Genomic DNA, 24,893 nt, shown 5'->3' on the forward strand with positions numbered 1-24,893 from the left:
GAATGCCGATCGCCGTCATATTAACGCCAATCGTTTGGCCTAACCCACCGCCAGCCACTCCCGCACCACATCCTCGCGCCGCGCGAGTTCGTCCAGCGCGCCGTCGAACTGCACGGCGCCGTGGCCCATCACCGCGACGCGCGCATTCAGCATGCGCGCGATCGTGAGACGCTCTTCAATCAGCAGCATCGCGACGCCGCGCGAACGCAGCATCGCAAGCGATTGCGCCACTTGCTCGATCACACGCGGCGCGAGTCCTTCGCCCGGCTCATCGATCACGATCAGCGATGGATCGCCCATCAGCGTGCGTGCGAGCGCAAGCATCTGCTGTTCGCCGCCCGATAGCGCGCCGGCCTTCACCGCCGCCCGTTCATGCAACGACGGAAACGCGCGATACGCATCGTCGATCTTGAACCGCGCGCCCTTCCTCTCACCGAGCACGAGATTTTCGCGCACGGTCAGGGTCGGAAAGACATCGCGCGTTTCGGGCACGTAGCCGATGCCCAGCCGCGCGATGCGAAACGCCCGCATGCCGACCAGCTGCACGCCGCGATAACGCATGTCGCCCTCGCATCGCACGAGGCCCATGATGGCCTTCGCGAGCGTCGAGCGTCCCGAGCCGTTGCGTCCGGCGAGCGCGACCGCTTCGCACTCGCCTATCGCGAGATTCACGCCGTGCAGCACTTGCGCCGCGCCGTACCACGCGCGCAAGCCGTCGATGCTCAGCAGCACGCTCATGGCGCCGCTCCGAGATACGCGTCCTGCACGTCGCGGCTCGCGCGAATCGCGGCGGGCGTATCGGAGGCGATCACGCGCCCGCGCACGAGCACCGAAATGCGATCCGCCAGCGCGAACACCGCGTCCATGTCATGTTCGATGACGAGCAGCGTGCGCCCCTGCGTCGTCGCGCGAATCAACGCGAGCGCGCGTGCAGCCTCGGCGCGGTTCATGCCCGCGGTGGGTTCGTCGAGCAGGATGAGCGGCGCATCGGTCGCGAGCGCGATGCCCAAATCCAGCGCGCGTTGCTCCGCGTAGGTGAGGCGCGCGGCGAGATCGTCGGCGCGCGCGGACAGGCCGATCGCGTCGAGCATCGCGCGGGCGCGTTCATCGATCGAACGCGAATGCAGCCAGCGATCCAGCACGCGCGATGAAGCCGCGCCCAGCGCCGCGCATCGCAGATTGTCGAGCACGGTCAGGCCGCTGAACACGCTCGTCGTCTGGAAGCTGCGCGCCAACACGCGGCTCACGCGATGCGGCGCGCGTCCTGTGATATCGACGCCTCGCGCGACGATGCGTCCTTCGTCGAGCCGCGTGCGTCCCGAGATCGCATCGAAGAGCGTGGATTTGCCCGCGCCGTTCGGACCGATGATCGCGTGCCGCTCGCCTTCTTCGACGCGCAGATCGACGCCGCGCAGCACGTGCGTCGCGCCGAAGCGTTTGACGACGCCGCGTATGTCGAGCGCGGCGCTCATCGTGCGGGTCTCCGTCGCGCGAGCCACGCGCCCACCAACACGAGCGGCACGAGCGGCACGGCGGCGAGCCACATCGTGCGCGGCATATCGGCACGCGCGTACAGCGTTTCGATCGCGATCACCGACGCTGCGCACCAGACGACCGCGCTCGTCACGCGAAGCACGATGGAACGCGCATCGCCCTTGAAACAAGCGACGACGCCATCCGGCGACGCCACGACCACCCACACGAAAAAGAGTCCGAGATACATCGGCCACGCAGCGGACACGCTCGCGACCGCCACGCTGAAGAACGTCAGCAGCACCGCGCCGATCATCGGTCCGAAGAACGAGCCCGTCCCGCCGATGACGGTGGCGACCAGCACGCCCGTCGAGCGCGCAAGCCCGACGCTTTCCGACGACACCAACTCCACGTTGATCAACGAGAGCACGCCTGCGATGCCCGCGAAGAACGCCGAGACGACGAGCATGTGAAAGCGCACGCCGCGCGGCGCGAAGCCGATGGCCGCCGCGCGCGCGGGATTGTCGCGGACGGCGTTGGCGAGACGGCACATCGGCGTGCGCGAGAACGCGAACATCGCCATCGACGACACCACGCACCAGCACGCGATCAGCGCATACGCCTGGCGCAGCGGGCCGAACGTCCACGCGAAGAACGAAGGGCCGCTCGCGCGATCGATCGTCACGCCCGCCTCGCCGCCGAACCAGCCCGGCACGAGCCACACGCTCGCCGCGACGAGTTCGCCGATGCCGAGCGTGATCATCGCGAACGGCGTGCCCGCGCGTTGCGTCGAGATCGCGCCGATAGGCAACGCCGCGAGCGCGGCAGCGCATCCGCCGACGAGCGGCAAGAGCGGCAACGGCACGCCGAACGCGTTGAACGCGTGCGCGGCGGCGAACGCGCCGAGTCCCGCATAGACCGCATGCCCGAACGACAGCAAGCCCGTTTCGCCGAGCAACAGGTTGTACGAGAGCGCGAAGACGATCAGCGTCGCGGTTTGCGCGAGATACGCGAGCAGCCACGATTGATCGACGACGAGCGGCGGCAGCGCGAGGAACGCGATAAGCGCGACGAACTTACGCATCGCGCGTGCGCTCGCCGAGGAAACCGTGCGGCCGCGCGGCCAGCATCGCGACGAGCAGCGCATACGGCAGCACGGGCGCGATTTGCGCGACGGTCAGCGCGGCCCACGCATCCGGCAAGCGCAAGCCGAACGTGGCGGCGATGCTGCCCGCCGATGCCGTCGACGCCACCGCGAACGTCTGCACGCAGCCGACCACGAGCGATGCAACCAGCGCCCCCGGGAGCGACCCGATCCCGCCGATCACGACGACCACGAACACGATCGGTCCCATTGCATCGGCCATCGCGGGTTCGACGACGGCGAGCGGCGCCCCGATCACGCCCGCGAGCGCGGCCAGCGCCGAACCGGCGGCGAAGACCGTCGTGAACACGCGCGGCACGTCATGGCCGAGCGTTTCGACCGTCGCCGGATGCGTCAGCGCCGCGCGCACCACGAGGCCCGTCTTCGACGTGCGCAGCACGAGGGCGAGCGCGCCGAGCATCGCGATGGAAAGCGCCATCATGAACACGCGATAGCGCGGAAACGCCGCGCCGTAGAGCGTGAAGAGCGGGCCGTCGAGCGCGGGGGGGATCGTCGCGGGCAAAGGCCCGAGTCCCCAGACGAGCTTCACGCTCTCGCCGATCACCATCGCCGCGCCGAAAGTCAGGAGCAGTTCGGCGAGCGCGCCGCGTGCGTGAACGCGCCGCAAGAGGCATCGCTCGAACAGCGCGCCGAGCGCGCCGACGACGACCGGAGAAAGCACGAGCGCAGCCCAGAAGCCGAGATGAACCGCGAGCGCCTGCGCGACATACGCGCCCAGCATGTAGAAACTCGCGTGCGCGAAGTTGAGCACGCCGAGCATCGAGAAAATCAGCGTGAGACCCGCCGACAGCATGAAAAGCAGCAGCCCGACGCTCACGCCGTTGAGCAGGCTCACGGTGAACCACTGAAGCGCCACGAAAACCTCAAGCGTTGACGAGCGGCTTCAACGCATCGACGAGAGGCGCGGGCAACGGCACCGGCCGGCGCGTCACGCGATCCACGTACACATGCACGAAATGCCCTTGCGCGGCGGCTTCATCAGCGCCTTGCGCGAAGATCGCGACCTCGTAGCGCACGCTCGTGTTGCCGAGCTTTTCGACGCGCAAGCCCGCATCGATCCGCTGCGGAAACACGACGGGCGCGAAGAAATTGCAATGCGTCTCCACGACGAGGCCGATGGTCTCGCCCTCGCTGAAATCGAGCACGCCCGCGCGCAGCAGATACTCGTTCACCACCGTGTCGAAGTAGCTGTAATAGACGACGTTGTTGATGTGGCCGTAGACGTCGTTATCGGACCAGCGCGTGCTGATCGACAGAAAGTGCGGATAGTCCGCGCGCGTGGTCGGAACCGGCTTCGTCATCGTTCAGAGCGACTCCGTCAGCACGCGCCGATAGTCCTCGGCGCTCGCCTCGCGCGGATTCGTCTTGTGGCAATGATCCGCGAGCGCGCCCTTCACGACCTTGTCGAACATGCCCGCATCGACGCCCATCTGCGAAAGACGCGTCGGCAGGCCGAGGCGCTCGGTCATGTCGTGCACGGCTTGCGCGACATCGGCGTTATCGGCGAGATTCATCACGCGGCGCATGCGTTCGAAGCGCCGCTCGGCCACGACCGTCGGCGCGCTTTCGTTGAAGCGCAGCACGGCGGGCAGCACGACCGCGTTCAGCGTGCCGTGATGCAGCGACGTGCGCCCGTTCACCGCCAGTCCGCCCAGCGGATGCGACAGCGAATGCACGCAGCCCAGGCCCTTCTGAAACGCCATCGCGCCCTGCATGGATGCGGACATCATGTTGAGCCGCGCGTCGCGGTCCTGGCCGTCGTGCGTCGCGCGCTCGATGTTCGCCCACGCGCGTTCGAGGCCATCGAGCGCGATGCCGTCGGCGGGCGGATTGAACGCGGGCGCGAGGAACGTCTCGATGCAATGCGCGATGGCGTCCATGCCCGTCGCGGCGGTCAGGCCGGGCGGCAGGCCGAGCGTGAGCGCCGGATCGCAGATTGCGGATTTCGGCAGCAGATGCCACGAGTGAAAGCCGAGCTTGCGTCCGTCGTCGAGAATGATGATCGCGCCGCGCGCCACTTCGCTGCCCGTGCCCGACGTGGTCGGCACCGCGATCAGCGGCGCGGCGCGCTCGGTGATCTTGCCGCTGCCGCCTTCGATGGTCGCGTAAGTCGTGAGCGCGCCGTCGTGCGTGGCCGCGATCGCGACGCCCTTCGCCAGATCGATCGACGATCCGCCGCCCACCGCGATCAACCCGTCGCAGCCTTCGCGTTTGTATTGATCGGCGGCTTGGCGGACCATCGCTTCGGTCGGATTCGACGGGGTATCGTCGAACACGGGCAGCGCGCCGAGCTTCGCGCTTTCGATCACGCGCCCCGACAGCCCCGCCGCCGCCACGCCCTTGTCGGTGATGACGAGCGGCCGTTTCATGCCGATGCGCTCGCATTCGCCTTGCAGCATCGCGAGCGAGTCGTAGCCGAGATGGATATGCGTCAGATAGAAAATGAAGGCCATGGCGGGCGGCGACCGGATCGGAAGGTTGACGGTGCGGCCATGTTAGGAGCCGCGCGGCGCGCGTGTCAATCGGGGGTTCGACGCGAGGCGCGTCAGCGTGCGGCGGCGAGCGCGCGCACTTCGTCGGTGAAACGCTCGACAGTCTCCTGCGCCGTGTCCCACGCGCACATCAGCCGGCAGCCGCCCGAGCCGATGAACTGATAGAAGCGCCAGCCCTTCGCGCGCAGCCCCGCCGATACGTGCGCCGGCAATTCCGCGAACACCGCGTTCGATTGCGGCTTGAAGAGCACGTTGACGCCGGGGATATCGGCGAGACGCTCGGCCATCAGTTGCGCCATCGCGTTCGCATGACGCGCGTTGCGCAGCCAGACGTCGTCATCGAGCAAGCCGAGCCACGGCGCGGAAATGAAGCGCATCTTCGATGCGAGCTGCCCCGCCTGCTTCAGCCGATACGCGAAATCGGCGGCGAGCGCCTTGTCGAAGAACACGACCGCCTCGCCCACCGGCAGACCGTTTTTAGTGCCGCCGAAACACAGCACATCGACGCCCGCGCGCCACGTGATTTCCGACGGATGCACGTTCAGCGTGGCGACCGCGTTCGCGAAACGCGCGCCGTCCATATGCACCTTCAGATGCCGGCGCTTCGCGATGGCCGCGATCGCCCGCACTTCCTCGACGGTGTACACGGTGCCGACTTCGGTCGCCTGCGTGAGCGCGACGACCTTCGGCTTCGGATAATGGATATCGGCGCGCTTCGTGACGAGGTCTTCGATGGCGTCCGGCGTGAGCTTGCCGTTCTCGCCCTTCGCGGTGAGCAGTTTCGATCCGCCGGAAAAGAATTCGGGGCCGCCGCATTCGTCGGTTTCGATATGCGCAAGCTCGTGGCAAATGACCGAGTGATACGACTGACACAGCGACGCCAGCGCGAGCGAATTCGCCGCCGTGCCGTTGAACACGAAGAACACTTCGCAATCGGTCTGGAACAGTTCGCGGATGCGGTCGCAGACGCGCGCGGTCCACGAATCGTCGCCATAAGCGGGCTCGTGGCCGCTCGTGTTCGCTTCGACGAGCGCGGCGAGCGCTTCGGGACAAATGCCGGCGTAGTTGTCGGAGGCGAAGTGCTGAGTGAGAGGCGTGGGCGCTGTCATGGGATGGCTAGTCGGCTGGTTGGACGGCGCGCGCGTGGATGCAGCGCGCGCCCGGATTGCCGGCCATTTTAGCGGGTGCCCGCGCGGTCCCGCGCTTCGGAACCGGCAGGCGCGCCCAGTCGATTACTTCGCGGCCGGCGCACTGGCAGCCGCGGACTCCTGCGCCTTCTTTTCCTTCTTGTTGGCTTCGTGATGGCCGATCGCGCAGCCGCCGACCGCGCCCGCGGTGCCGTGCTTGCCGGCCATGTGCCCCGCCACGCCGCCGACTGCCGCCCCCTCGACGCAGCCCTTCGCCTGTGCGGCGCCGGTCGCGGCGATCATCGTGGCGGCCAGCAGCATCGATGCAATCTTGCGATTCATGGTTCATCTCCTTTTCGTCGTTGGGAATGCACCTGCGGTTGCACGCGGTATGCCTGACAGCCTGTAATGAAAAACGGCCCGGTCGACGTGAGCCGACCGGGCCGCTTCATCCTGCTTCGAATGCTTTTAACGCGATGCTCAGAGCTGCTGCTGCACCCAGCCCGTCACGCCGGCGAGCGCCTCCGGCAGCTTGGCCGGCTCGGTGCCGCCCGCTTGCGCCATGTCGGGACGTCCGCCGCCCTTGCCGCCCACTTGCTGCGCGACGAAGTTCACGAGTTCGCCTGCCTTCACCTTCTTCGATGCATCCGGCGTCACGCCCGCGATCAGGCTGACCTTGCCGCCATCGACCGAGGCGAGGACGATGGCCGCGCTCTTCAGCTTGTCCTTCAGCTTGTCGACGGTTTCGCGCAGCGTCTTCACGTCGGCGCCTTCGAGTTGCGCGGCGAGCACCTGCACGCCGGAAACATCGACGGCTTGCGAGACGAGTTCATCGCCCTGGCTCGCTGCGAGCTTCGACTTCAGCGCGGACAGTTCCTTTTCCAGCGACTTCACGTGCTCCTGGACCTGCGCGATGCGCTGCGTGAGTTCCGCGGGCTGCGCCTTCAGGACGTTCGCCGCCGCGTTGATGCGCGCGTCGAGTTCCTGCACGTAGCGCACGGCGTTGTCGCCGGTGATGGCTTCGACACGGCGAATGCCCGCCGCCACGCCGCCTTCCATCACGATCTTGAACAGGCCGATGTCGCCCGTGCGCTGCACGTGCGTGCCGCCGCAGAGTTCGCGCGAGAAGCCGAGATCGAGCACGCGCACCGTGTCGCCGTATTTTTCGCCGAAGAGCGCCATGGCGCCGCCCTTCACCGCTTCGTCGTAAGGCATCACGCGCACGACGCCCGGCGCGTTCGCCAGAATCTCCGCATTGACGATTTCCTCGACGCGGCGGATTTCCTCGTCCGTCATCGGCGCGTTGTGCGCGAAGTCGAAGCGCGTCTTGTCGGCATCGACGAGCGAGCCTTTCTGCTGCACGTGGCCGCCGAGCACTTCGCGCAGCGCCTTGTGCATCAGGTGCGTCGCCGAGTGATTGCGCGCGGTGCGGGCGCGGCGGATGCCGTCGATCTGCGCCTTCACCACGTCGCCGACCTTGAGCGTGCCCTGCGCGACCGTGCCGTGATGACCGACGACATCGGCCTGCACCTTCAGCGTATCCGCCACTTCGAAACGCGTCGCGGCGTTCACGAGCACGCCCTGATCGCCCGCCTGACCGCCGGATTCCGCGTAGAACGGCGTGTGATCCAGCACGACGACGGCCTGCTGCCCCGCTTGCGCCTGCTGCACCGACGCGCCTTCGACATACACCGCGACGATCTTCGCGTCGTCGAAAATGTCCTTTTCGTAGCCGTGGAACGTGGTCTTCGCGCCCGAGTATTCGAGTCCCGCCGCGAGCTTGAACTTGCCGGCCGCGCGCGCCTGATCGCGCTGGCGGGCCATGGCGTCGTCGAACGCGGGTTCGTCCACCGTCACGCCGCGCTCGCGGCACACGTCCGCGGTCAGGTCGAGCGGGAAGCCGTAGGTGTCGTGCAGCTTGAACGCGAGTTCGCCGTCCAGTTGCTTCACGCCCTTCTTGTCCAGGTCGGCGAGTTCGCCTTCGAGGATCGACATGCCGTGCTCGATGGTCTCGAAGAAGCGCTCTTCTTCCTGACGCAATACGTCGGTTACGCGCTGCTGGGCGTCCTTCAGTTCGGGATACGCCGCGCCCATTTCCGCGACGAGATCGGCCACGAGTTTATGGAAGAACGCGCCCTTCTTGCCGAGCTTGTAGCCGTGACGGATCGCGCGGCGCACGATACGGCGCAGCACGTAGCCGCGGCCTTCGTTGCCGGGGATGACGCCATCGACGATCAGGAACGAGCACGCGCGGATGTGGTCGGCGATGACCTTCAGCGAGTTGTTGTTCAGATCGGCGGTATCGGTTTCGCGCGCGGCCGCCTTGATGAGCGTCTGGAAGAGATCGATCTCGTAGTTGCTGTGCACGTGCTGCAGCACCGCGGCGAGACGTTCGAGGCCCATGCCGGTATCGACGCACTGCTTGGGCAGCGGCGTCATGTTGCCTTGCGCGTCGCGGTTGAACTGCATGAACACGAGATTCCAGATCTCGATGAAGCGGTCGCCGTCTTCTTCCGGCGATCCCGGCGGCCCGCCCCAGATTTCCGGGCCGTGGTCGTAGAACACTTCGGAGCACGGACCGCACGGGCCGGTATCGGCCATCTGCCAGAAATTGTCCGATGCGTAGCGCGCGCCCTTGTTGTCGCCGATGCGGATGATGCGCTCGACCGGCACGCCGATTTCCTTCGCCCAGATGTCGAAGGCTTCGTCGTCTTCCTTGTAGACGGTGACGGTCAGCTTCTCGGCCGGCAGCATGTAGACCTTGGTCAGCAGCTCCCAGCAATAGTGGATGGCGTCGCGCTTGAAATAGTCGCCGAACGAGAAGTTGCCGAGCATCTCGAAGAACGTGTGATGACGCGCGGTATAGCCGACGTTCTCGAGATCGTTGTGCTTGCCGCCCGCGCGCACGCTGCGCTGCGCGGTGGTCGCGCGCGTGTACGGCCGCGATTCGGCGCCGAGGAACACGTCCTTGAACTGGACCATGCCCGAGTTGGTGAAAAGCAGCGTCGGGTCGTTGCCCGGCACGAGGCTCGACGAGCGGACGATCGTGTGGCCCTTCGATTCGAAAAACTTCAGGAACTTCTCGCGTATTTCGGCGGCTTTCATGGCGTACGGGGCGGCTCTGCGTTTTTTGATGCGGTTTCGGTGTTGCCCGGAACGGCCCTTCGGAAGGGATTTTTCGCCGGGCAAAGTTGGTTTTCGATTATACGGGATTCGCCGTTGCGGGCCGCCGGACAGCGCGCCGTTCGGTGCTCGGGCCAGTCTCGCGCCGGCGCGCGGCGATTCGCCTGGCTTTCGCGCACGCGGCGTTTCGTGCGAGAGTCGTGGAAATGGTCGCGAAAAGCGCAGCCGGACATCGAAACTTCTAGCCAAGCGAGAAAACATCGAATGGGAGCCCTGAGCCACATCCGCGTACTGGACCTGACCCGCGTGCTGGCGGGTCCGTGGTGCGCGCAGACCTTGAGCGATCTCGGCGCGGACGTCATCAAGATCGAGCGCCCCGGCACCGGCGACGACACGCGTCACTGGGGCCCGCCGTATCTCAAGACGCCCGACGGCGGCGACACGCGCGAAGCCGCGTACTACCTCGCGGCGAACCGTAACAAGCGCTCCGTGACGGTCGATATCGCGACGCCGGAAGGACAGCGCATCGTGCGCGAGCTGGCCGCGCAAAGCGATGTCGTGCTGGAAAACTACAAGGTCGGTCAACTGAAAAAGTACGGACTCGACTACGAATCGCTGAAGGCCGTGAAGCCGGACATCGTCTATTGCTCGGTGACGGGCTTCGGGCAAACCGGGCCGTATGCGCAGCGCGCGGGCTACGACTTCATCATTCAGGGCATCGGCGGATTCATGAGCATCACCGGCGAGCGCGACGGCCAGCCGGGCGGCGGCCCGCAAAAAGCCGGCGTGGCGATCGCGGACCTGATGACCGGCATGTACGCGACGGTCGGCGTGCTGGCGGCGCTGAGCCATCGCGACCGCACGGGCGAAGGGCAGTATATCGACATGGCGCTGCTCGACGTGCAGGTCGCCATGCTCGCCAACATGAACACGAACTTCCTCGCGAGCGGCAAGCCGCCGGTGCGCTGGGGCAACGCGCATCCGAACATCGTGCCGTACCAGACGTTCCAGACGAGCGATGGCTGGATCATCGTCGCGGTGGGCAACGACGGGCAATTCCGCAAGTTCGTCGAAGCGGGCGGACGCGCGGAACTCGCCGACGACGCGCGTTTCGCGGCGAACCCGTCGCGCGTGCGCAACCGCGACGTGCTCGTGCCGATTCTCGCCGACATGGTGCGGCTAAAAGGCAAGCACGAATGGCTCGCGGCGCTCGAAGCGGCGGGCGTGCCGTGCGGGCCGATCAACGATCTCGGCGAAGTCTTCGACGATCCGCAAGTCGTCGCGCGCAAGATGCAGATCGATCTGCCGCATCCGGAAGCGGGCGCGGTGAAGCTCGTCGCCAGTCCGATCAAGATGAGCGCGACGCCGCCCGAAGCGCGCACGCATCCGCCGATGCTCGGCGAGCACACGGCGAGCGTGCTATCGGACGTGCTGGGCTACGACGACGCGCGCATCGCTCAGTTGCGCGATAAAAGCGTGATCTGAGGACGCGTTGCCTCGTTAGCGCGTCCCCGCGCCGATCAGCCCGCCCGCCGCCGCCCCGGCGATAGTGCCGATCGGCCCGCCCGTCAGCACGTAGCCGAGCGCGCCGCCCGCGCCCGCGCCGATGGCCGCGTGCGCTTGCTGGCGCGACATGCCGGAGCATGCGGCGAGGCTCGAAACCAGCGCGGCGGCAGCCGCGAGCTTGATGGTCGTCCTGGCGATCTTGTTCATGGTCGAATTCCTTGTGTTGTCGTTGTGATGTGTTGTGTGGCGCAGCCGGCACGCGGAACCTGCAGCGGTGCTCGTACCGGACAAGGCGAGCCGATCTTAAAATTCCCCGAACCGCGTCCACAAGCCGATTTACCTCCCGTTACGGTCGTTACGATCCGCGCCCGCGCCATCCGCCGCGCGCGAGGGCGCAACCATGCCCGCGGAGGTTGCGTAAGGTAGAATCGACCCGATATTCAATGCATTCGAACGCGTTCCAGCCGTGAGGAACGCTTCCCGAACCGATCCCCCACGCAGCAGCACGTTGGCACTCTCTTTCGCATGAACACCGATCGCAACGACGCCCCGGCGCCATCCAATTTCATTCGCAACATCATCGAAGACGACAACCGCTCCGGCAAATGGGCGCAGCGCGTCGAAACGCGCTTTCCGCCCGAGCCGAACGGCTATCTGCACATCGGCCATGCGAAGAGCATCTGCGTGAACTTCGGGCTGGCGGCGGATTACGGCGGCGTGTGCCATCTGCGTTTCGACGATACGAACCCCGAAAAAGAAAGCGTCGAATACGTCGATTCGATCATCGACGCCGTCAAGTGGCTCGGCTTCGACTGGAACAAGGACGGCCGCGAGCACAAGTATTTCGCGAGCGACTACTACGACAAGCTGTACGCGTTCGCCGAAAAGCTCATCGAAAAGGGCCAGGCGTATGTCGACAGCCAGAGCGCCGAGGAAATGCGCGCCACGCGCGGCTCGGCCACGGAAGCGGGCATCAACTCGCCGTATCGCGACCGCACGCCCGAGGAAAACCTGGACCTCTTCCGCCGCATGAAGGCGGGCGAGTTCAAGGAAGGCGAGCACGTGCTGCGCGCGAAGATCGACATGACGTCGCCGAACTTCAACATGCGCGATCCGGTGATCTACCGCATCCGTTTCGCGCATCATTACCGCACGGGCGACACGTGGTGCATCTACCCGATGTACGACTACGCGCATTGCGTGTCGGACGCGCTCGAGAACATCACGCATTCGCTCTGCACGCTCGAATTCGAGGATCATCGGCCGCTCTACGACTGGTTCCTCGCGCAACTCGCGGACGACGGCGTGTTCGCGCGTCCGCTGCCGCAGCAAATCGAGTTCTCGCGCCTGAACCTCACGTATGCGATCACGAGCAAGCGCAAGCTGCTGCAGCTCGTGCAGGAAAATCACGTCGACGGCTGGGACGATCCGCGCATGCCGACCATCGTCGGCGTGCGGCGGCGCGGCTTCACGCCGGAAAGCATCCGCCTGATGGTGGAGCGCGTCGGCGTGACGAAGGTCGATTCGTGGATCGACATGAGCATTCTCGAAGGCGCACTGCGCGACGATCTCGACGAAAAAGCGCCGCGCGCGATCGCCGTGCTCGATCCGCTCAAGCTCGTCATCGACAACTATCCGGAAGGCCAGACCGACGAGTGCAGCGCGCCGGTGCATCCGCATCATCCGGATCGCGGCACGCGCACGTTTCCGTTCTCGCGCGAATTGTGGATCGAGCGCGAAGACTTTCAGGAAACGCCGCCGAAGGGCTATTTCCGCCTGTTCCCGGGCAACAAGGTGCGCCTGAAGTACGGCTTCGTCGTGGAATGCACGGGCGCGGACAAGGACGAAAACGGCAACGTGATCGCCGTCCACTGCAATTACTTCCCGGACAGCAAGTCGGGCACGGAAGGCGCGAACGCGTACAAGGTGAAGGGCACGATCCACTGGGTCAGCGCGGCCACCGCGTATCCCGCCGAAGTGCGCATCTACGACCGGCTCTTCAAGGAGCCGCAGCCCGGCGCGGGCGGCGCGGAGTTCCTGGATGCGCTCAATCCGGAATCGAAGCGCATCGTGAACGCGTATCTGGAGCCGAGCGCGCGCGACGCGAACGCCGAAGACCGCTTCCAGTTCGAGCGGCACGGCTATTTCGTCGCGGATCGCGTGGACTCGCAGCCTGGCAAGCCGGTGTTCAACCGCATCGTCAGCCTGCGCGACAGTTGGGGCAAACCGGCCTGACGTTGGCTGAAACGCCGCTGCATCGATCAAAAAGACGCCGCACGGCCATGCGGCGTCTGTCTTTTGCAGAACCTACGCGCAGCACCCCGCCGCTTCGAACGAGGACATCATGAAGCTGCCGCATTGCTCCTTGCGTCGCATCGCGTGCGCCATCGCCTCGATGGCGACGTTGGCTTCTCCTGTCGCGCATGCGGCGACCGCCGCCGAGATCGCATCGGCGCAGGCGCTCGTCGATCAGATGCCGCCGTCGGCCACGCTGCGCAAGATCGCGGAGAACGGCGCGATCGTGCTCGGCGCGCGCGAATCGTCGATTCCGTTTTCGTACATGGTGAAGCAGCAGCCCACCGGCTACTCGTACGCGATCGCGCTCAAGGTCGTCGACGAGGTCAAGCGGCGGCTCAAGATGCCGAATCTCGCGGTGAGGAACGTGGTCGTCACGTCCGCGAACCGCATCTCGTACGTGGTCAACAATCAGGTCGATCTGGAGTGCGGCTCGACCGCGCATCTCGCGGAACGCGATCCGCTCGTCGCGTTTTCGAACAGCTTCTTCCAGTACGGCATCCGCATGGCCGTGAAGCGCAAGTCCGGCATTCGCGATTACGCCGATCTCGCGCACAAGACCGTCGCGACCACGGCGGGCACGTCCGACGAGCGCATCCTTCGGCAAATGACGATGGATCGCAAGCTCGACATGCGCATCATCAGCGCGCGCGATCACGGCGAAGCCTTTGCCGCGCTCAAGACCGATCGCGCCGTCGCGTTCGTGATGGACGATCCGCTGCTCTACGGCCAGATCGCGCTGCAAGGCAAGGCACGCGACGATTATCGGGTGACGGGCGAATCGCTTGGAAACGAGACGTACGGCTGCATGATGCGCAAGGGCGATCCCGTGTTCAAGCGCATCGTCGACGACGTGATCGCGAGCATGCAGCGCTCCGGCGAAGCGGCGAAGCTCTACGAAGCGTGGTTCATGCAGCCCATTCCGCCCGATGGCGTCAATCTGCAGTTCCCGATGTCGGCGGAAATGAAGACGCTCTTCGCGAATCCCAACGACCGCACGCTCGACTGATTCGCCGCGTTCGACGAAAGCTCAGTCGAGCGCTTCGTCGAGTTCGGCAAGCGACAGCGTGGTCTGAAAAAGGCGCGCGAGACTGCGGCTCGCGAAGCGGTCGACATCCACCGGACTGACCCAGCGGTAGGCATCCATTTCGGGAATCATCGTGCCGTCGCTATAGCGCGGGAAGTACGACTCGCAGACGCATTTCGCGAGATCCACTTCGCCGTCGGTCACGCGCACCGCGAACAGATGCAGGTCCTTGTCGCGCCGATACACGAAGCGCCCCAGATCCTTCAGATGCTCGAGCCGTTCGGGCGACAGCACGATGCCCGTCTCTTCGACGAGTTCGCGCAACGCGGCGTCGCGCGGGTGCTCGCCGGGATCGGCCTGGCCCTTCGGCACGTCCCAGTGCGTGGTTTCGGTGGCGTGGCACAAGAGCACGTCGCCTTGCGCGTTCAGCATGACCACGCCGCACGATACGGTGCGGCCGGTCATCGCGCGATAGCTCGCGTCGTGGTCATTGCTTCTTCAGCTTCCACTTGCCGTCCGGCTGGCGGCAGGCCGTGGGCATCCACGTCTGCGTCTGCCCTTTCGCGTTGGCGATGAGCGTGATCTTCCGGCACTTGAGGCCGTCCGATTCGAACGTCTCGTGCGGCGTCACCGTGCCGCTGACCGGCACCGGATTGCCCGCGCCCTCATTGTTCCATTCGAGCGCTTCGCCGTCCTTCTTCGTTTCGAGCGCGGTTTGCGCGGCCTTGTTGAGCAGCTGCAGGTCGCGCTGCTTCATGTAGGTGATCGGCGTGTTGTTCAGGAAACCGAGATTGGCGGCGAATGCGCCTGCGCTGGCGACAGCGAGCGCGGCGGCCGCGATCGTCCGGATGCAGGCTTGAGCGTGCGCTCGATGATGAATCGGCATGGAGTTTCTCCTCGTTGCGAAATCGTCCGGCGGGCGTGCCGCCGAAACGCAACGAGAATATCACGAGGCCCGCGCGCAGCCGCGCACCTTGGCTCAGTCGGCGGCCGCCTTCATGTCCTTCAGCGCCGTGCCCTTTTGCGCGTCCTTGTCTTTCGCGGGATCGTAGCCGTCGGTGAGCGTGTTGAGGAACGCGACGACATCCTTGATCTCGGCTTCGTCGAGTGCGGGCTTGTCGCCGCGCTTGCGATCGAACGGCGGCTCCGTGTTGATGTTCTCCCAGTAGCGGCGCGGCAGGTCGTCGAACTTCTGCACGACACCTTTCTTCGATACCGGATAGAACTTCTCGGGATTCGTATCGCGCTCGACGTAGAAGCGCACGACGTCGTCGAGCGAATGGTAGATGCCGTTGTGGAAGAACGTCTTGCGCGTCGCGACGTTGCGCAGCGAAGGCGTGCGGAAGAGTCCGCAGAATTCGTCGCGGCCCTTTAGGTCCGTGCGCTCGGGACCGCATGCGCCGAGATCGTGGAAGTTCGCGTCGCGGTTGATCGGCAAGGCGCGATTGCGCGGCACGCCGATCGCGATCAGCCCGAAATCGCTGAATTGCGGCGGCGAGCCGTCCTTCGCGCGCTGGCTGATGTGACACGACGCGCAGTTGCCCTTCTTCTCGTCGTTGAAAAGCTCGAGGCCGTGCAGCTCGGCATCGTTGAGTTTCGCGCGGCCGGCGAGGAACGCGTCGAACTTGCTCGTGTACGGGAAGAACTTCTGCGGCGTCTGTTCGAACGCTTCGAGCGATGCGAGCACGGCGGCGAACGTCTTGTCGTCGCTATCGAAGACGTTCGCGCCGAACGCGCGGCGGAAATCGTCCGCATACGGCGATGCCTTCACCGCCTGCGTCACCTTCGCCTGCGTGCTGCCCATTTCGAACGACGACAGGAGCGGAATGCGCGCCTGATCCGCGCCGTGATCGACGCGGCCATCCCACGTGAGGCCGCCGGTCGGACCGGCATCGACGCTTTCGTCGCCTTCGTCGTCGGAATCGTGGAAATGCTCGGTGAACTGCGGCACCGATTGCAGATACTTGAGCGACGGCACCGCGCGAAAGCCCGGCCGATGCATGTCGCTGCCGCCGAGCTGAACCGGCAGCGCGTTCGGCGGACCGAACGCATGCCCCGGACTATGGCACGACGCGCACGCGAGCTTGCCCGAGCCGGACAGCGAGGGATCGAGGAAGAGCTTCTCGCCGACCGACGACATCATCTTCACGTGCGCGAAGACTTCGGCGCGCGATTGGCCTTGCGTGGATGCGTTCGCCGCAGGAGTCGCCGCCGGGTTCGTCGCTGCCTGCGCCTCCCGGGAATCGCACCCGCTCAGTGCCGCCGACAGCGCAGCCAGCGCGATTGAACACAGAACGAACGGAAGACGCATCGAAGGCATGAACGTGACGGCGAAATTGAAAGATGCCGCAGCGTAGGTCCGCAATATTTCTTTCATGTGACAAGCCTCGATTCCTTCATCGGCGCAGCTCACGCGCGCATTCACGCGCTGGGCCGCGTCGAATATTACGGCGACGAAAGGCTAATTACATGACTGCGTAAAAGAGCGACGGCACACTGCGCACGCCGGATGCAGCGGATAAACGTCACGCGCCGGCTCCCCAACACAAGAGAGAGCCCAATGAACAAGAAACTCGTTTGCGCAGTGCCGCTCGCATCGGCGCTCGCATTCGGCCTGTATGCGTGCGGCGGCGACGATCATCGCAACAGCGATATTTCGTCGGTGAAGAACGTCGTGGTGATCTATGCGGAAAACCGCAGCTTCGACAATCTCTACGGCAGCTTTCCGGGCGCGAACGGCCTGCAGAACGTGACGGCCGCGAGCGCGCAGCAGCTCGATCGCGACGGCAGCGTGCTGGCCACGTTGCCGAAGATCTGGACCGGTCTGACGGCGACGGGCGTCACGCCCGCGATCGGCGAAGCGATGACGGCGAATCTGCCGAACGCACCCTTCGCGATCGACGATCCCAATGGCTTCAACACGCCGCTGTCGGTCACGACGCGCGACCTGTATCACCGCTTCTACGAGAACCAGATGCAGATCGACGGCGGCAAGAACGACAAGTTCGCCGCCTGGGCCGATTCGGGCGGTCTCGTGATGGGCCACTACAGCACGCCGCCCGCGAAGCTGCCGTTGTGGAAGGTGGCGCAGCAATACACGCTCGCGGACAACTTCTTCATGGGCGCGTTCGGCGGCTCGTTCCTGAATCACCAGTGGCTCGTCTGCGCGTGCACGCCGGTGTATCCGAACGCGGACAAGAGCGTCGCGAAGGGCTCGATTTCGGTCGTGAATCCGGATGGCGTCTCGCTCACGGTGGCATCGAACAGCCCGGTTTCGGCGCTCTCGGGCATTCCGAAGTTCGTGAACTCGGGCAACCTCACGCCCGATTTCTTCGCGATCAACACGATGCAGCCGCCGTATCAGCCGAGCGGCAACCCGCCGGCTTCGGGCGGCGATGCGACGCTCGCGGATCCGACCGTCGCGACGACGCTGCCGCCGCAAACGCAGACGCACATCGGGGACCTGCTCAACAACGCGGGCGTGAGCTGGGCGTGGTACGGCGGATCGTGGGCCGCGGCGCTGGCGAATCGCTCGGTCATCGGCGGTTCGACGAATTCGGTGCCGAACTTCCAGACGCACCATCAGCCGTTCAACTACTTCGCCGACCTCGCGCCGGGCACGGCCAATCGCGCGCAGCACTTGCTCGATGGCGGCACGAACGGCTCCGAGTTCATCAAGGCGATCGACGCGGGCACGCTGCCGCAGGTGTCGTTCTACAAGCCGCAGGGCAACCTGAACGAGCACGCGGGCTATACGGATGTGGCATCGGGCGATCAGCACATTGCCGATCTCATCACGCATCTGCAGAACAGCCCGCAGTGGAAGAACATGGTCGTCGTCGTCACGTACGATGAAAACGGCGGTTTCTGGGATCACGTGTCGCCGCCGAAGGGCGATCGCTGGGGTCCGGGCACGCGCATTCCGGCGCTGATCGTGTCGCCGTATGCAAAGAAGGGCTTCATCGATCATACGCAGTACGACACGACGTCGATCCTGCGCTTCATCACCAAGCGCTTCTCGCTGCCGACGCTGCCGGGCATCTCCGCCCGCGACGCCGCGCTGACCACGAACGGCGGCAAGGCGATGGGCGATCTGACGAACGCGCTGGACTTCTCGCAGTAAGTTTTTCTCGCGCGATGCAGCGGGCCGCAGTCTTCACGATGCGGCCCGCTTTGCTTTCTTTGGGCGATTCAGCGCACGAGATGACAGGCGAAGAATTCGTCGAGGATATCGGTCATCTGCCACACGGGACAGGGGCGGCGGCAATGACCGTCGTAGCCTGCTTCCTTCAGATGCGCGAGCGGCTCTTCGGGCAGGAAGCCGCTCATCGCTATGACGAGGCGATGCGCGTCGTCATCGTGATGCACGCGCAGTTCGCGCACGAGCGCATAGTTGGCGCAACCGCCGATGCGCGTGTCGACGAACACCGCGTGCGGCCGCCATTCGCTCACGCCGCTTCTGAGCGATGAGACATCGGGCGCGTATCGCGCGGGAAAGCCCTTCAGGTCGAACAGCGACACGAGCGATTCGCCGAGCGCGCGCTCCGTCTGCGCGACGAGGACGCGTCGTGAATCGGCTGGCACGCGCAGTCGCTTGCGGTTCCAAAGCGAGCATTGCGCCGGACTGGTTTCGTATGCTCGGTTGTTCAATGTCGCCCTCTTTCGACGATTCATCCGGTGCATGACGCGCCATCGCGATGCATGCGCGCACCAATGCGGATCGGTGCGATGCGGGAGCGCGCCGGTTCGATCCTGCCGGTTGGTTGAGGCGCGGGGCTTCGCGGTTGACGGGCGGGCCGCGCGCAGGGACACGGGGCGAAATGTGGGCAGGAAGTGGGCCAGGGGGGTGTTGGATTGACGAATACCGGTAGTGCGCCGCAGTCCAGGCATGACCACCATCATCGCGCGCAATCGGCCAAGGAAAAACAAAAACGCCGCCCTCAAAGGCGGCGTTTTGCTTGAATCCTGACGACTTCCACTTGGCCCGCCCTACACGATTCGAACGTGTGACCTACGGCTTAGAAGGCCGTTGCTCTATCCAACTGAGCTAAGGGCGGGTATGGCGCAGCAGAGCCCGGGATTTTACCTCATCCGCCCTGCCGCGCGTCCAGCAGTCGTTACACGGGCTGCGTGTGCGTCATGAACCATCCGAGGAAGAAGATCCCCGCGATCACGCAATACACGCCGAACGACGCCAGCTTGCCGTGGCCTTCGAAATAGCGCATCAGGAAACGCACGCTCAGATACGCCGCGATGCCCGTCAGCACGCCGCCCAGCAGCGCATCGGCCATTTGCGCCGGCGCGTGGAAGAGCTTCGGCAATTCGAGCACGCCCGCCGCGAAGATGATCGGCGTGCCGAGCAGGAACGAAAACTCCGCCGCCGCTTCCGCCGTCAGACCCGCGCCCACGCCCGCGATCATCGTCAGGCCGCTGCGCGAAAAGCCCGGAATCAGCGCGCCGATCTGCGCCAAGCCCACCAGAAACGCCTGCTTGAACGTGAGCTTCTCCGGCGCGCGCGATGCACGGCTTCGCTGCAAACGATCGCCCAGCCACAGCAGCACGCCATTGACGATCAGCGCCGCCGCGACGATCCGCAAGTCGTGAAAGATGGCTTCGAGCCGCTTTTCGAGCACCAGCCCGACGATGCCCGTCGGAATCGTGCCGATGATGAGCGCCCACATCATGTGGCCTTCCTCGTTGCGTCGGCCGCCCAGGGACGCGAACCAGCCGCCGATCAGCGCAACCCAGCGCTTGCGGAAATACCAGAGCAGCGCGAGCGCCGTGCCGAGATGCAGCGCGACGAGAAACGGCAGCAATTGCGGCGCATGCTTGTCGATATGCATGCCGATGACGCCAGGCACGAGCAGCGTATGGCCGAGGCTGCTGACCGGGAAGAGTTCGGTCACGCCCTGAAGAACGCTGAGAAAAACGAGAAACCAGAGAGTCACGCGACGGTCCTTGTCGTGAAGAGGAAAGAGGACGCGCCGCAGCCGCTTCTCGACGAACGAAAAGGCCGTATGAAGGGAAATAAATGGTGCGGCGCGCAAGCCGGAACCGATTATGCCTAGCGGCAATTGGAGCGCCAAGCGCTATGCGCACACAAAAAGGCACCGACAGCAAAGTGTCGGCGAGAGATAAGAACCTGCAAGGCAATATCAGGCGAATCGAAAGAACGGAACAATTTCGCCGGTGTCGATCAAGCCTTGAGTTTGTAGAGAAAGAGTGCCGTGCTCGCGCCGAAAAGGCCGAACATCGCGACGCCCATTGCCATCGCCAAATCCATGGTGACTCCTGTCCGTCTGATTCCCAACATTCGCTGCGTATAACAACACATTGCAATTTGCTTCGAAAGGCGCAATTTCCCGCAGAGGGTTTCTCCGCATGAAAAAGCGAGGCAGAATCGGCTCATCCGCCTCAACAATCACCAATCACCAATCACCAGTCGCCGGCTCACACACCCAAGCCGCGCGCCGCCTATCGACGGAGTGCGTTGCCATCATGTCATCCGACAAAGACATCATCGAAATCGAGCGCGACGGCGCCGCCATCCAGCTCGCGCCGCACGCGGGCGGACGGCTCATGACCTGGCGCGTCGACGGCGAGCCGGTCATTCACTGGCCCGATCCGCTCGATGACGCCGCCTGGTCGAACGCCGCCAAGATTCGCGGCGGCAATCCGCTGCTGTTCCCGTTCCTCGGCCGGCATTTCGTCGATGGCGAGATCGGCAAATGGCGCGATCCGGACGGCGTCGTCCATTCGCTGCCGACGCACGGCTTCGCGCGCAATCTGCCCTTCTCCGCCACGCGCGATGCCGACGGCCACGGCCTGCGCATGACGCTCGTCGACAGCGACGCCACCCGCGACGGCTATCCGTTCGCGTTCCGCTTCGAGGCGGCCTACCGCATCGTCGATGCGACCACGCTCGAAGTCGAACTCACCACGTCCAATCCCGGCGAAGTCGCGCTGCCGTATTACACGGGGCATCACTTCTATTTTCATCTGCCGCACGCGCAGCGCGCCGAAAGTAGTGTCGAGCTGCCGCGCACCGAGCGGCGCCGGCAACGCGCGGACGGCTCCATCACGGACGCCGAGCCCGGCGCGCCGCGTTATTCGCTGGGCGACGACAGCATCATCGATTGCTTCCACTGCCTGACGGGACCGTCCGACGAGCCCGTGCGCCTCGTGACGCCGGGGCTTCGTCGCGTCGTCAATTTCGAGCTGCATCAGCCGGATTCGGTGCCCTGGTACGCCGTCACGACGTGGACCGAGTCGGACACCGCGGATTTCTACTGCGTGGAGCCGTGGATCGGCCTGCCCGACGCCATCCACAACGGGCGCGGACTGCGCTGGCTCGCGCCCGGCAAGACGGAGACGGCGCTGCTTCGGCTCGTCGTCACGCCGATTGCCGATTGAGGCAGCGAGATGCGCCGTTCTGTCCGACGAAAGCCGAAACGGTAGAATCCTGCCTTTCGATTTGCCGCGCGCACCGGGGAACGGCTGCGCCTAGCGAGGTCAGGTTTTGCAAAAAAGAATTCGACTGTTCGTCTGCGCATCGCTTGCCGCCGTGCTGACCGCTTGCGGCACGGGTCCGGTCGCGCCGGGGTTCTATCGCGTGCAGCAAGGCGACACGCTGTCCAAGATCGCGCGCGAGAACCGCACATCGGTCAGAAACATCACACGCTGGAACACGCTCACGAATCCGGATTCGATCGAAGTCGGACAAGTGCTGCGCGTCCAGCCGCCCGCCGGCACGGCGATGGCTTCGGGGGCATCGCGCAGTTCGGGCGGATCGAATGCGTCGAGCGGTTCGAATGCTTCGGGCGGTCCGAGCGTCGCGAAGAGCGAATCCAGCGCCGACGCGCCCGCGCCGACCACGCCGGGCCCCGGCGTCTCGCTCGCGTGGCCGACGCAAGGCACGGTCATTCGCGGCTTCGACGGCAAGAGTTCGAAGGGCATCGACATCGCGAACGCGGCGGGCACGCCGATCGTCGCGGCGGCGGCCGGCAGTGTCGTGTATGCGGGCAACGGTTTGCGCGGCTACGGCAACATGCTGATCGTGAAGCACAACGACGATTACCTCACCGCCTACGCCCACAACAAGACGCTCTTCGTCAAGGAAGGCCAGACCGTGCAGCAGGGGCAGAAGATCGCCGAAATGGGCGACACCGACAGCGATCGCACGATGCTGCATTTCGAAGTGCGCTACATGGGCCGCTCGACGGACCCGTCGCGCTATCTGCCGCCGCGCTGAAACGCGTGACGGCGTAACGAGGAAGATTGATGAGATCGACGAAGAAGACGAACGCGGCGGTGACGGCCCTGGTTCTCGCGGCCGCCGCGCTCACCGCGACGCTTGGCGGCTGCGCCCACACCGCGACGATGACCTACCTGCCCTCGGGCGACACCGGCTTCGCCATCAACTGCAGCGGCAGCGACGCGAGCACGAGCTGGGCGGCGTGCTACAAGCAAGCGGGCGAAGTATGCGGCGCGTACGGCTACGACGTGGTGTCGAAAGACGCGGACAACGGCGCGACGGCGGGCGGATCGGTGGCGGGAATCTTCGGCGCGAACATCAAGAATCGATCGATGGTCATTCGCTGCAAACAGTAAAACGCGAACTCAAGCGCCCGATGCTTCGCGCTTGCGGCCCTTGAAGTTCAGCGATCGCCAGTGGCCCGACAACGGATCGATATGCGCGGCGAACGCCACGAGCGAAGCGAGCGCGACGGGCGCAACAGCCGCGAAAATCCACAGCAGATTCATGACGAATAACCGATTGCAACGAGGTGTTGCGATCATAATCGCGCGGCAAAATTTTCGCTTGAATAGGCGATAGAGGGATTCACCCAGTAGCGATGACCGATTTTTCCGACTCCGCTACTCCGGCTGCGCAGGCGCGATCAGCATCGACGGCGGACGCGTGTCGGTCGGCACGCCCTTGTAGTCGGGCGGATCCTGCGGCGGGTGCTTGTGGGGCGTCGAAGAATCGGCGCATGCTGAAAGGGCAAGCGCGACGAACGCGGCGCAGGCGAGAGAAAGAACGTGACGCGGCATGGGGCCTCTTTGCGGGTGTCGAAAAAAACGAAGGGGTTACAAGCCGCAACTTGTAACCCCTTCGTGTGTTTCGTGGTCGGAGCGAAAGGATTCGAACCTTCGACCCTCTGATCCCAAATCAGATGCGCTACCAGGCTGCGCTACGCTCCGACAAGCCGCGTATTGTAGCGTCGATGATTGCGAACCGCAATCCAGCCCAGGCACGCATCGTTCTACGCACGGTAAAAACGCACACGACCCCTCACACGGAGACGATCGATGAACCTCATTCTCTGGCGTCACGCCGAAGCGGAAGACCAGGCATCGAGCGACCTCGCGCGCCAGCTCACGCCGCGCGGACGCAAGCAGGCGCAGGGCATCGCGAAGTGGCTGAAGGCGCGCATCGACGACGACGCCCTCTTCCTCGTCAGTCCCGCCACGCGCACCATCCAGACCGCCGAGGCGTTCGGCGACCGCTATCGCGTCGTCGATGACCTCGCGCCCGGCAAGACCGCCCAGCACGTGCTCGATGCCGCCGGCTGGCCCGACGGCGCCGCCGGTACCGTCGTGATCGTCGGACACCAGCCGACGCTCGGACGCGTCGCGGCGTCGCTCTTGACCGGCCACGAAGCGGAGTGGTCGATCAAGAAGACGGGCATCTGGTGGTTCCAGGGCCGCACGCGCGGCGGCGACGGGCAGATCGTCCTGCGCGCGGTGATGAATCCGGACATGTTGTAGAAGGCGCGTCGCGCGGGCGTGTGTCGTTTCATCGAAACGTCATTGCAGAGCCATGCGAGCGTCACCGGGCGTTACTACATTGGCGGGGACTTCAAGCCACGTCCTGCCGAGGAATGCCCATGCAAGATCTGCCGACGCGCGTCCATTCGCGCCGCCACCTTCCCCGCACCGCCGAAACCGTTACCAGCCAGCATCGGCTGCAAGTCGCGTGGGCGCGGACCGAAGACGAAGTGCGCGAGGCCCAACGCCTGCGCTATCGCGTGTTCTCCGACGAAATGGGCGCGCGCCTCACGGGTCCAGCGGGCCTCGACGTCGACGAGTTCGATTCCTTCTGCGATCACCTGCTCGTGCGCGATCTCGATACGCTGAAAGTGGTCGGCACGTATCGCGTGTTGCCGCCGCATCAGGCCGCGCGCATCGGGCGGCTGTACGCCGAAAGCGAATTCGACGTCTCGCGTCTCGCGCATCTGCGGCCGAACCTCGTCGAAGTGGGACGCTCGTGCGTGCATGCCGATTACCGCAGCGGCGCGGTCATCATGTCGCTCTGGGGCGGCCTCGCCGCGTACATGAAGCACAACGGCTACGAGACGATGCTCGGCTGCGCGAGCGTCGGCATGAACGATGGCGGCCACTACGCCGCGAATCTCTACGGTTCGCTGCCCGCCGATGCGCTCTGCGCGCCGGAGTATCGCGCGTTCCCGCATACGCCGCTGCCCGTCGAGGAGCTGCGCACGGGCGTGACGGTCAGCGCGCCGCCGCTCGTGAAGGGCTACTTGCGCCTGGGTGCGAAAATTTGCGGCGCGCCCGCGTGGGATCCGGACTTCAACACGGCGGACTTTCTGACGCTGTTCCGCCTGTCGGAGATCAATGCGCGTTACGCGCGGCATTTCATCGGCGATGCGGCCCGCTGAACG

The 24,893-nt window shown here is 65.2% G+C and carries 26 protein-coding genes and 2 tRNA genes; 9 read left to right on the forward strand and 19 right to left on the reverse strand.

Annotated elements, in window-relative coordinates:
* Positions 1–39: 39 nt before the first annotated feature.
* The 9 genes from NCR39_RS09080 to alaS form a co-directional block, all read right to left on the reverse strand.
* Positions 40–738: an ABC transporter ATP-binding protein gene (locus NCR39_RS09080; protein WP_250451890.1), complete on the reverse strand. Its 699-nt coding sequence runs from the start codon at positions 736–738 to the stop codon at positions 40–42.
* Entirely contained in the window at positions 735–1,472 is a 738-nt protein-coding gene (locus NCR39_RS09085) for an ABC transporter ATP-binding protein (protein ID WP_250451891.1), read from the reverse strand. The genes NCR39_RS09080 and NCR39_RS09085 overlap by 4 nt, the downstream gene beginning before the upstream one ends.
* Positions 1,469–2,557, reverse strand: coding sequence for a branched-chain amino acid ABC transporter permease (locus tag NCR39_RS09090; protein WP_250451892.1), 1,089 nt, complete (start codon positions 2,555–2,557; stop codon positions 1,469–1,471). The genes NCR39_RS09085 and NCR39_RS09090 overlap by 4 nt, the downstream gene beginning before the upstream one ends.
* On the reverse strand, positions 2,550–3,431 hold the full coding sequence (locus tag NCR39_RS09095; protein WP_250452041.1) for a branched-chain amino acid ABC transporter permease: 882 nt from the start codon (positions 3,429–3,431) through the stop codon (positions 2,550–2,552). The genes NCR39_RS09090 and NCR39_RS09095 overlap by 8 nt, the downstream gene beginning before the upstream one ends.
* A 70-nt stretch (positions 3,432–3,501) precedes the next feature.
* On the reverse strand, positions 3,502–3,939 hold the full coding sequence (locus NCR39_RS09100; RefSeq protein WP_250451893.1) for an acyl-CoA thioesterase: 438 nt from the start codon (positions 3,937–3,939) through the stop codon (positions 3,502–3,504).
* Positions 3,940–3,942: 3 nt separating this feature from the next.
* Entirely contained in the window at positions 3,943–5,091 is a 1,149-nt protein-coding gene (gbd, locus tag NCR39_RS09105) for a 4-hydroxybutyrate dehydrogenase (protein ID WP_250451894.1), read from the reverse strand.
* Between the two features lie 92 nt (positions 5,092–5,183).
* The gene (locus NCR39_RS09110; RefSeq protein ID WP_250451895.1) at positions 5,184–6,239 is read right to left on the reverse strand and encodes a threonine aldolase family protein; all 1,056 of its coding nucleotides are present in this window, start codon (positions 6,237–6,239) and stop codon (positions 5,184–5,186) included.
* A 123-nt stretch (positions 6,240–6,362) separates the two neighbouring features.
* Entirely contained in the window at positions 6,363–6,599 is a 237-nt protein-coding gene (locus NCR39_RS09115) for a hypothetical protein (protein ID WP_250451896.1), read from the reverse strand.
* Between the two features lie 138 nt (positions 6,600–6,737).
* Positions 6,738–9,362 (reverse strand): alanine--tRNA ligase, encoded by a 2,625-nt coding sequence (alaS, locus tag NCR39_RS09120; protein WP_250451897.1) that lies wholly within the window; start codon positions 9,360–9,362, stop codon positions 6,738–6,740.
* 282 nt (positions 9,363–9,644) lie between these two features.
* Between alaS and NCR39_RS09125 the strand changes: the two genes are divergently transcribed.
* Entirely contained in the window at positions 9,645–10,865 is a 1,221-nt protein-coding gene (locus NCR39_RS09125; RefSeq protein ID WP_250451898.1) for a CaiB/BaiF CoA transferase family protein, read from the forward strand.
* A 15-nt stretch (positions 10,866–10,880) separates the two neighbouring features.
* Here NCR39_RS09125 and NCR39_RS09130 read toward each other — a convergent pair whose 3' ends face one another.
* Positions 10,881–11,093, reverse strand: a complete 213-nt coding sequence (locus NCR39_RS09130) for a hypothetical protein (protein ID WP_040051459.1) — start codon at positions 11,091–11,093, stop codon at positions 10,881–10,883.
* 318 nt (positions 11,094–11,411) lie between these two features.
* Between NCR39_RS09130 and NCR39_RS09135 the strand changes: the two genes are divergently transcribed.
* Positions 11,412–13,121, forward strand: a complete 1,710-nt coding sequence (locus NCR39_RS09135) for a glutamine--tRNA ligase/YqeY domain fusion protein (RefSeq protein ID WP_250451899.1) — start codon at positions 11,412–11,414, stop codon at positions 13,119–13,121.
* Between the two features lie 160 nt (positions 13,122–13,281).
* The gene (locus tag NCR39_RS09140) at positions 13,282–14,190 is read left to right on the forward strand and encodes a transporter substrate-binding domain-containing protein (RefSeq protein ID WP_502800199.1); all 909 of its coding nucleotides are present in this window, start codon (positions 13,282–13,284) and stop codon (positions 14,188–14,190) included.
* Between the two features lie 21 nt (positions 14,191–14,211).
* On the opposite strand, the gene NCR39_RS09145 is transcribed toward NCR39_RS09140, so the two are convergent.
* From NCR39_RS09145 to NCR39_RS09155, 3 genes are all read right to left on the reverse strand, one after another.
* Positions 14,212–14,673 carry an NUDIX hydrolase gene (locus NCR39_RS09145; RefSeq protein WP_250451901.1) on the reverse strand — a complete coding sequence of 154 codons (462 nt, stop codon included), beginning with the start codon at positions 14,671–14,673 and terminating at the stop codon, positions 14,212–14,214.
* Positions 14,674–14,695: 22 nt separating this feature from the next.
* Positions 14,696–15,094, reverse strand: coding sequence for an RT0821/Lpp0805 family surface protein (locus NCR39_RS09150; protein ID WP_250451902.1), 399 nt, complete (start codon positions 15,092–15,094; stop codon positions 14,696–14,698).
* A 93-nt stretch (positions 15,095–15,187) separates the two neighbouring features.
* Positions 15,188–16,585 carry a cytochrome-c peroxidase gene (locus NCR39_RS09155; protein ID WP_502800194.1) on the reverse strand — a complete coding sequence of 466 codons (1,398 nt, stop codon included), beginning with the start codon at positions 16,583–16,585 and terminating at the stop codon, positions 15,188–15,190.
* A gap of 183 nt (positions 16,586–16,768) precedes the next feature.
* Here NCR39_RS09155 and NCR39_RS09160 point away from each other — a divergent pair, with 183 nt between their 5' ends.
* The gene (locus NCR39_RS09160) at positions 16,769–18,331 is read left to right on the forward strand and encodes an acid phosphatase (RefSeq protein WP_250451903.1); all 1,563 of its coding nucleotides are present in this window, start codon (positions 16,769–16,771) and stop codon (positions 18,329–18,331) included.
* 68 nt (positions 18,332–18,399) lie between these two features.
* Here NCR39_RS09160 and NCR39_RS09165 read toward each other — a convergent pair whose 3' ends face one another.
* The 3 genes from NCR39_RS09165 to NCR39_RS09175 form a co-directional block, all read right to left on the reverse strand.
* On the reverse strand, positions 18,400–18,858 hold the full coding sequence (locus NCR39_RS09165; protein ID WP_250451904.1) for a response regulator: 459 nt from the start codon (positions 18,856–18,858) through the stop codon (positions 18,400–18,402).
* 330 nt (positions 18,859–19,188) lie between these two features.
* A tRNA-Arg gene (locus NCR39_RS09170) sits at positions 19,189–19,265 on the reverse strand.
* A 60-nt stretch (positions 19,266–19,325) separates the two neighbouring features.
* A complete protein-coding gene (locus tag NCR39_RS09175) occupies positions 19,326–20,156 on the reverse strand; it encodes an undecaprenyl-diphosphate phosphatase (RefSeq protein ID WP_250451905.1) in 831 nt (276 codons plus the stop codon).
* A gap of 550 nt (positions 20,157–20,706) precedes the next feature.
* On the opposite strand from NCR39_RS09175, the gene NCR39_RS09180 reads away from it, so the two are divergent.
* The 3 genes from NCR39_RS09180 to NCR39_RS09190 all read left to right on the forward strand — a co-directional run bounded on the left by NCR39_RS09180 (position 20,707) and on the right by NCR39_RS09190 (position 22,818).
* Positions 20,707–21,621 carry an aldose epimerase family protein gene (locus NCR39_RS09180; protein ID WP_250451906.1) on the forward strand — a complete coding sequence of 305 codons (915 nt, stop codon included), beginning with the start codon at positions 20,707–20,709 and terminating at the stop codon, positions 21,619–21,621.
* A 106-nt stretch (positions 21,622–21,727) separates the two neighbouring features.
* Positions 21,728–22,459, forward strand: coding sequence for a peptidoglycan DD-metalloendopeptidase family protein (locus tag NCR39_RS09185; protein ID WP_250451907.1), 732 nt, complete (start codon positions 21,728–21,730; stop codon positions 22,457–22,459).
* A gap of 29 nt (positions 22,460–22,488) precedes the next feature.
* Complete coding sequence (locus tag NCR39_RS09190) at positions 22,489–22,818, forward strand: hypothetical protein (RefSeq protein ID WP_250451908.1); 330 nt, start codon at positions 22,489–22,491, stop codon at positions 22,816–22,818.
* A 9-nt stretch (positions 22,819–22,827) separates the two neighbouring features.
* On the opposite strand, the gene NCR39_RS09195 is transcribed toward NCR39_RS09190, so the two are convergent.
* The 3 genes from NCR39_RS09195 to NCR39_RS09205 all read right to left on the reverse strand — a co-directional run bounded on the left by NCR39_RS09195 (position 22,828) and on the right by NCR39_RS09205 (position 23,412).
* The gene (locus tag NCR39_RS09195; protein ID WP_250451909.1) at positions 22,828–22,971 is read right to left on the reverse strand and encodes a hypothetical protein; all 144 of its coding nucleotides are present in this window, start codon (positions 22,969–22,971) and stop codon (positions 22,828–22,830) included.
* 114 nt (positions 22,972–23,085) lie between these two features.
* On the reverse strand, positions 23,086–23,262 hold the full coding sequence (locus NCR39_RS09200; protein WP_167550974.1) for a hypothetical protein: 177 nt from the start codon (positions 23,260–23,262) through the stop codon (positions 23,086–23,088).
* Positions 23,263–23,335: 73 nt separating this feature from the next.
* Positions 23,336–23,412, reverse strand: a tRNA-Pro gene (locus NCR39_RS09205).
* Between the two features lie 108 nt (positions 23,413–23,520).
* Here NCR39_RS09205 and NCR39_RS09210 point away from each other — a divergent pair.
* Together NCR39_RS09210 and NCR39_RS09215 are read left to right on the forward strand one after the other, a co-directional pair.
* Entirely contained in the window at positions 23,521–23,979 is a 459-nt protein-coding gene (locus NCR39_RS09210; RefSeq protein ID WP_250451910.1) for a SixA phosphatase family protein, read from the forward strand.
* A 119-nt stretch (positions 23,980–24,098) separates the two neighbouring features.
* Entirely contained in the window at positions 24,099–24,890 is a 792-nt protein-coding gene (locus NCR39_RS09215) for a GNAT family N-acetyltransferase (RefSeq protein ID WP_250451911.1), read from the forward strand.
* Positions 24,891–24,893 lie beyond the last annotated feature (3 nt).

Source organism: Caballeronia sp. ATUFL_M2_KS44 (genome assembly GCF_023630965.1).
GTDB classification, from domain to species: domain Bacteria; phylum Pseudomonadota; class Gammaproteobacteria; order Burkholderiales; family Burkholderiaceae; genus Caballeronia; species Caballeronia concitans.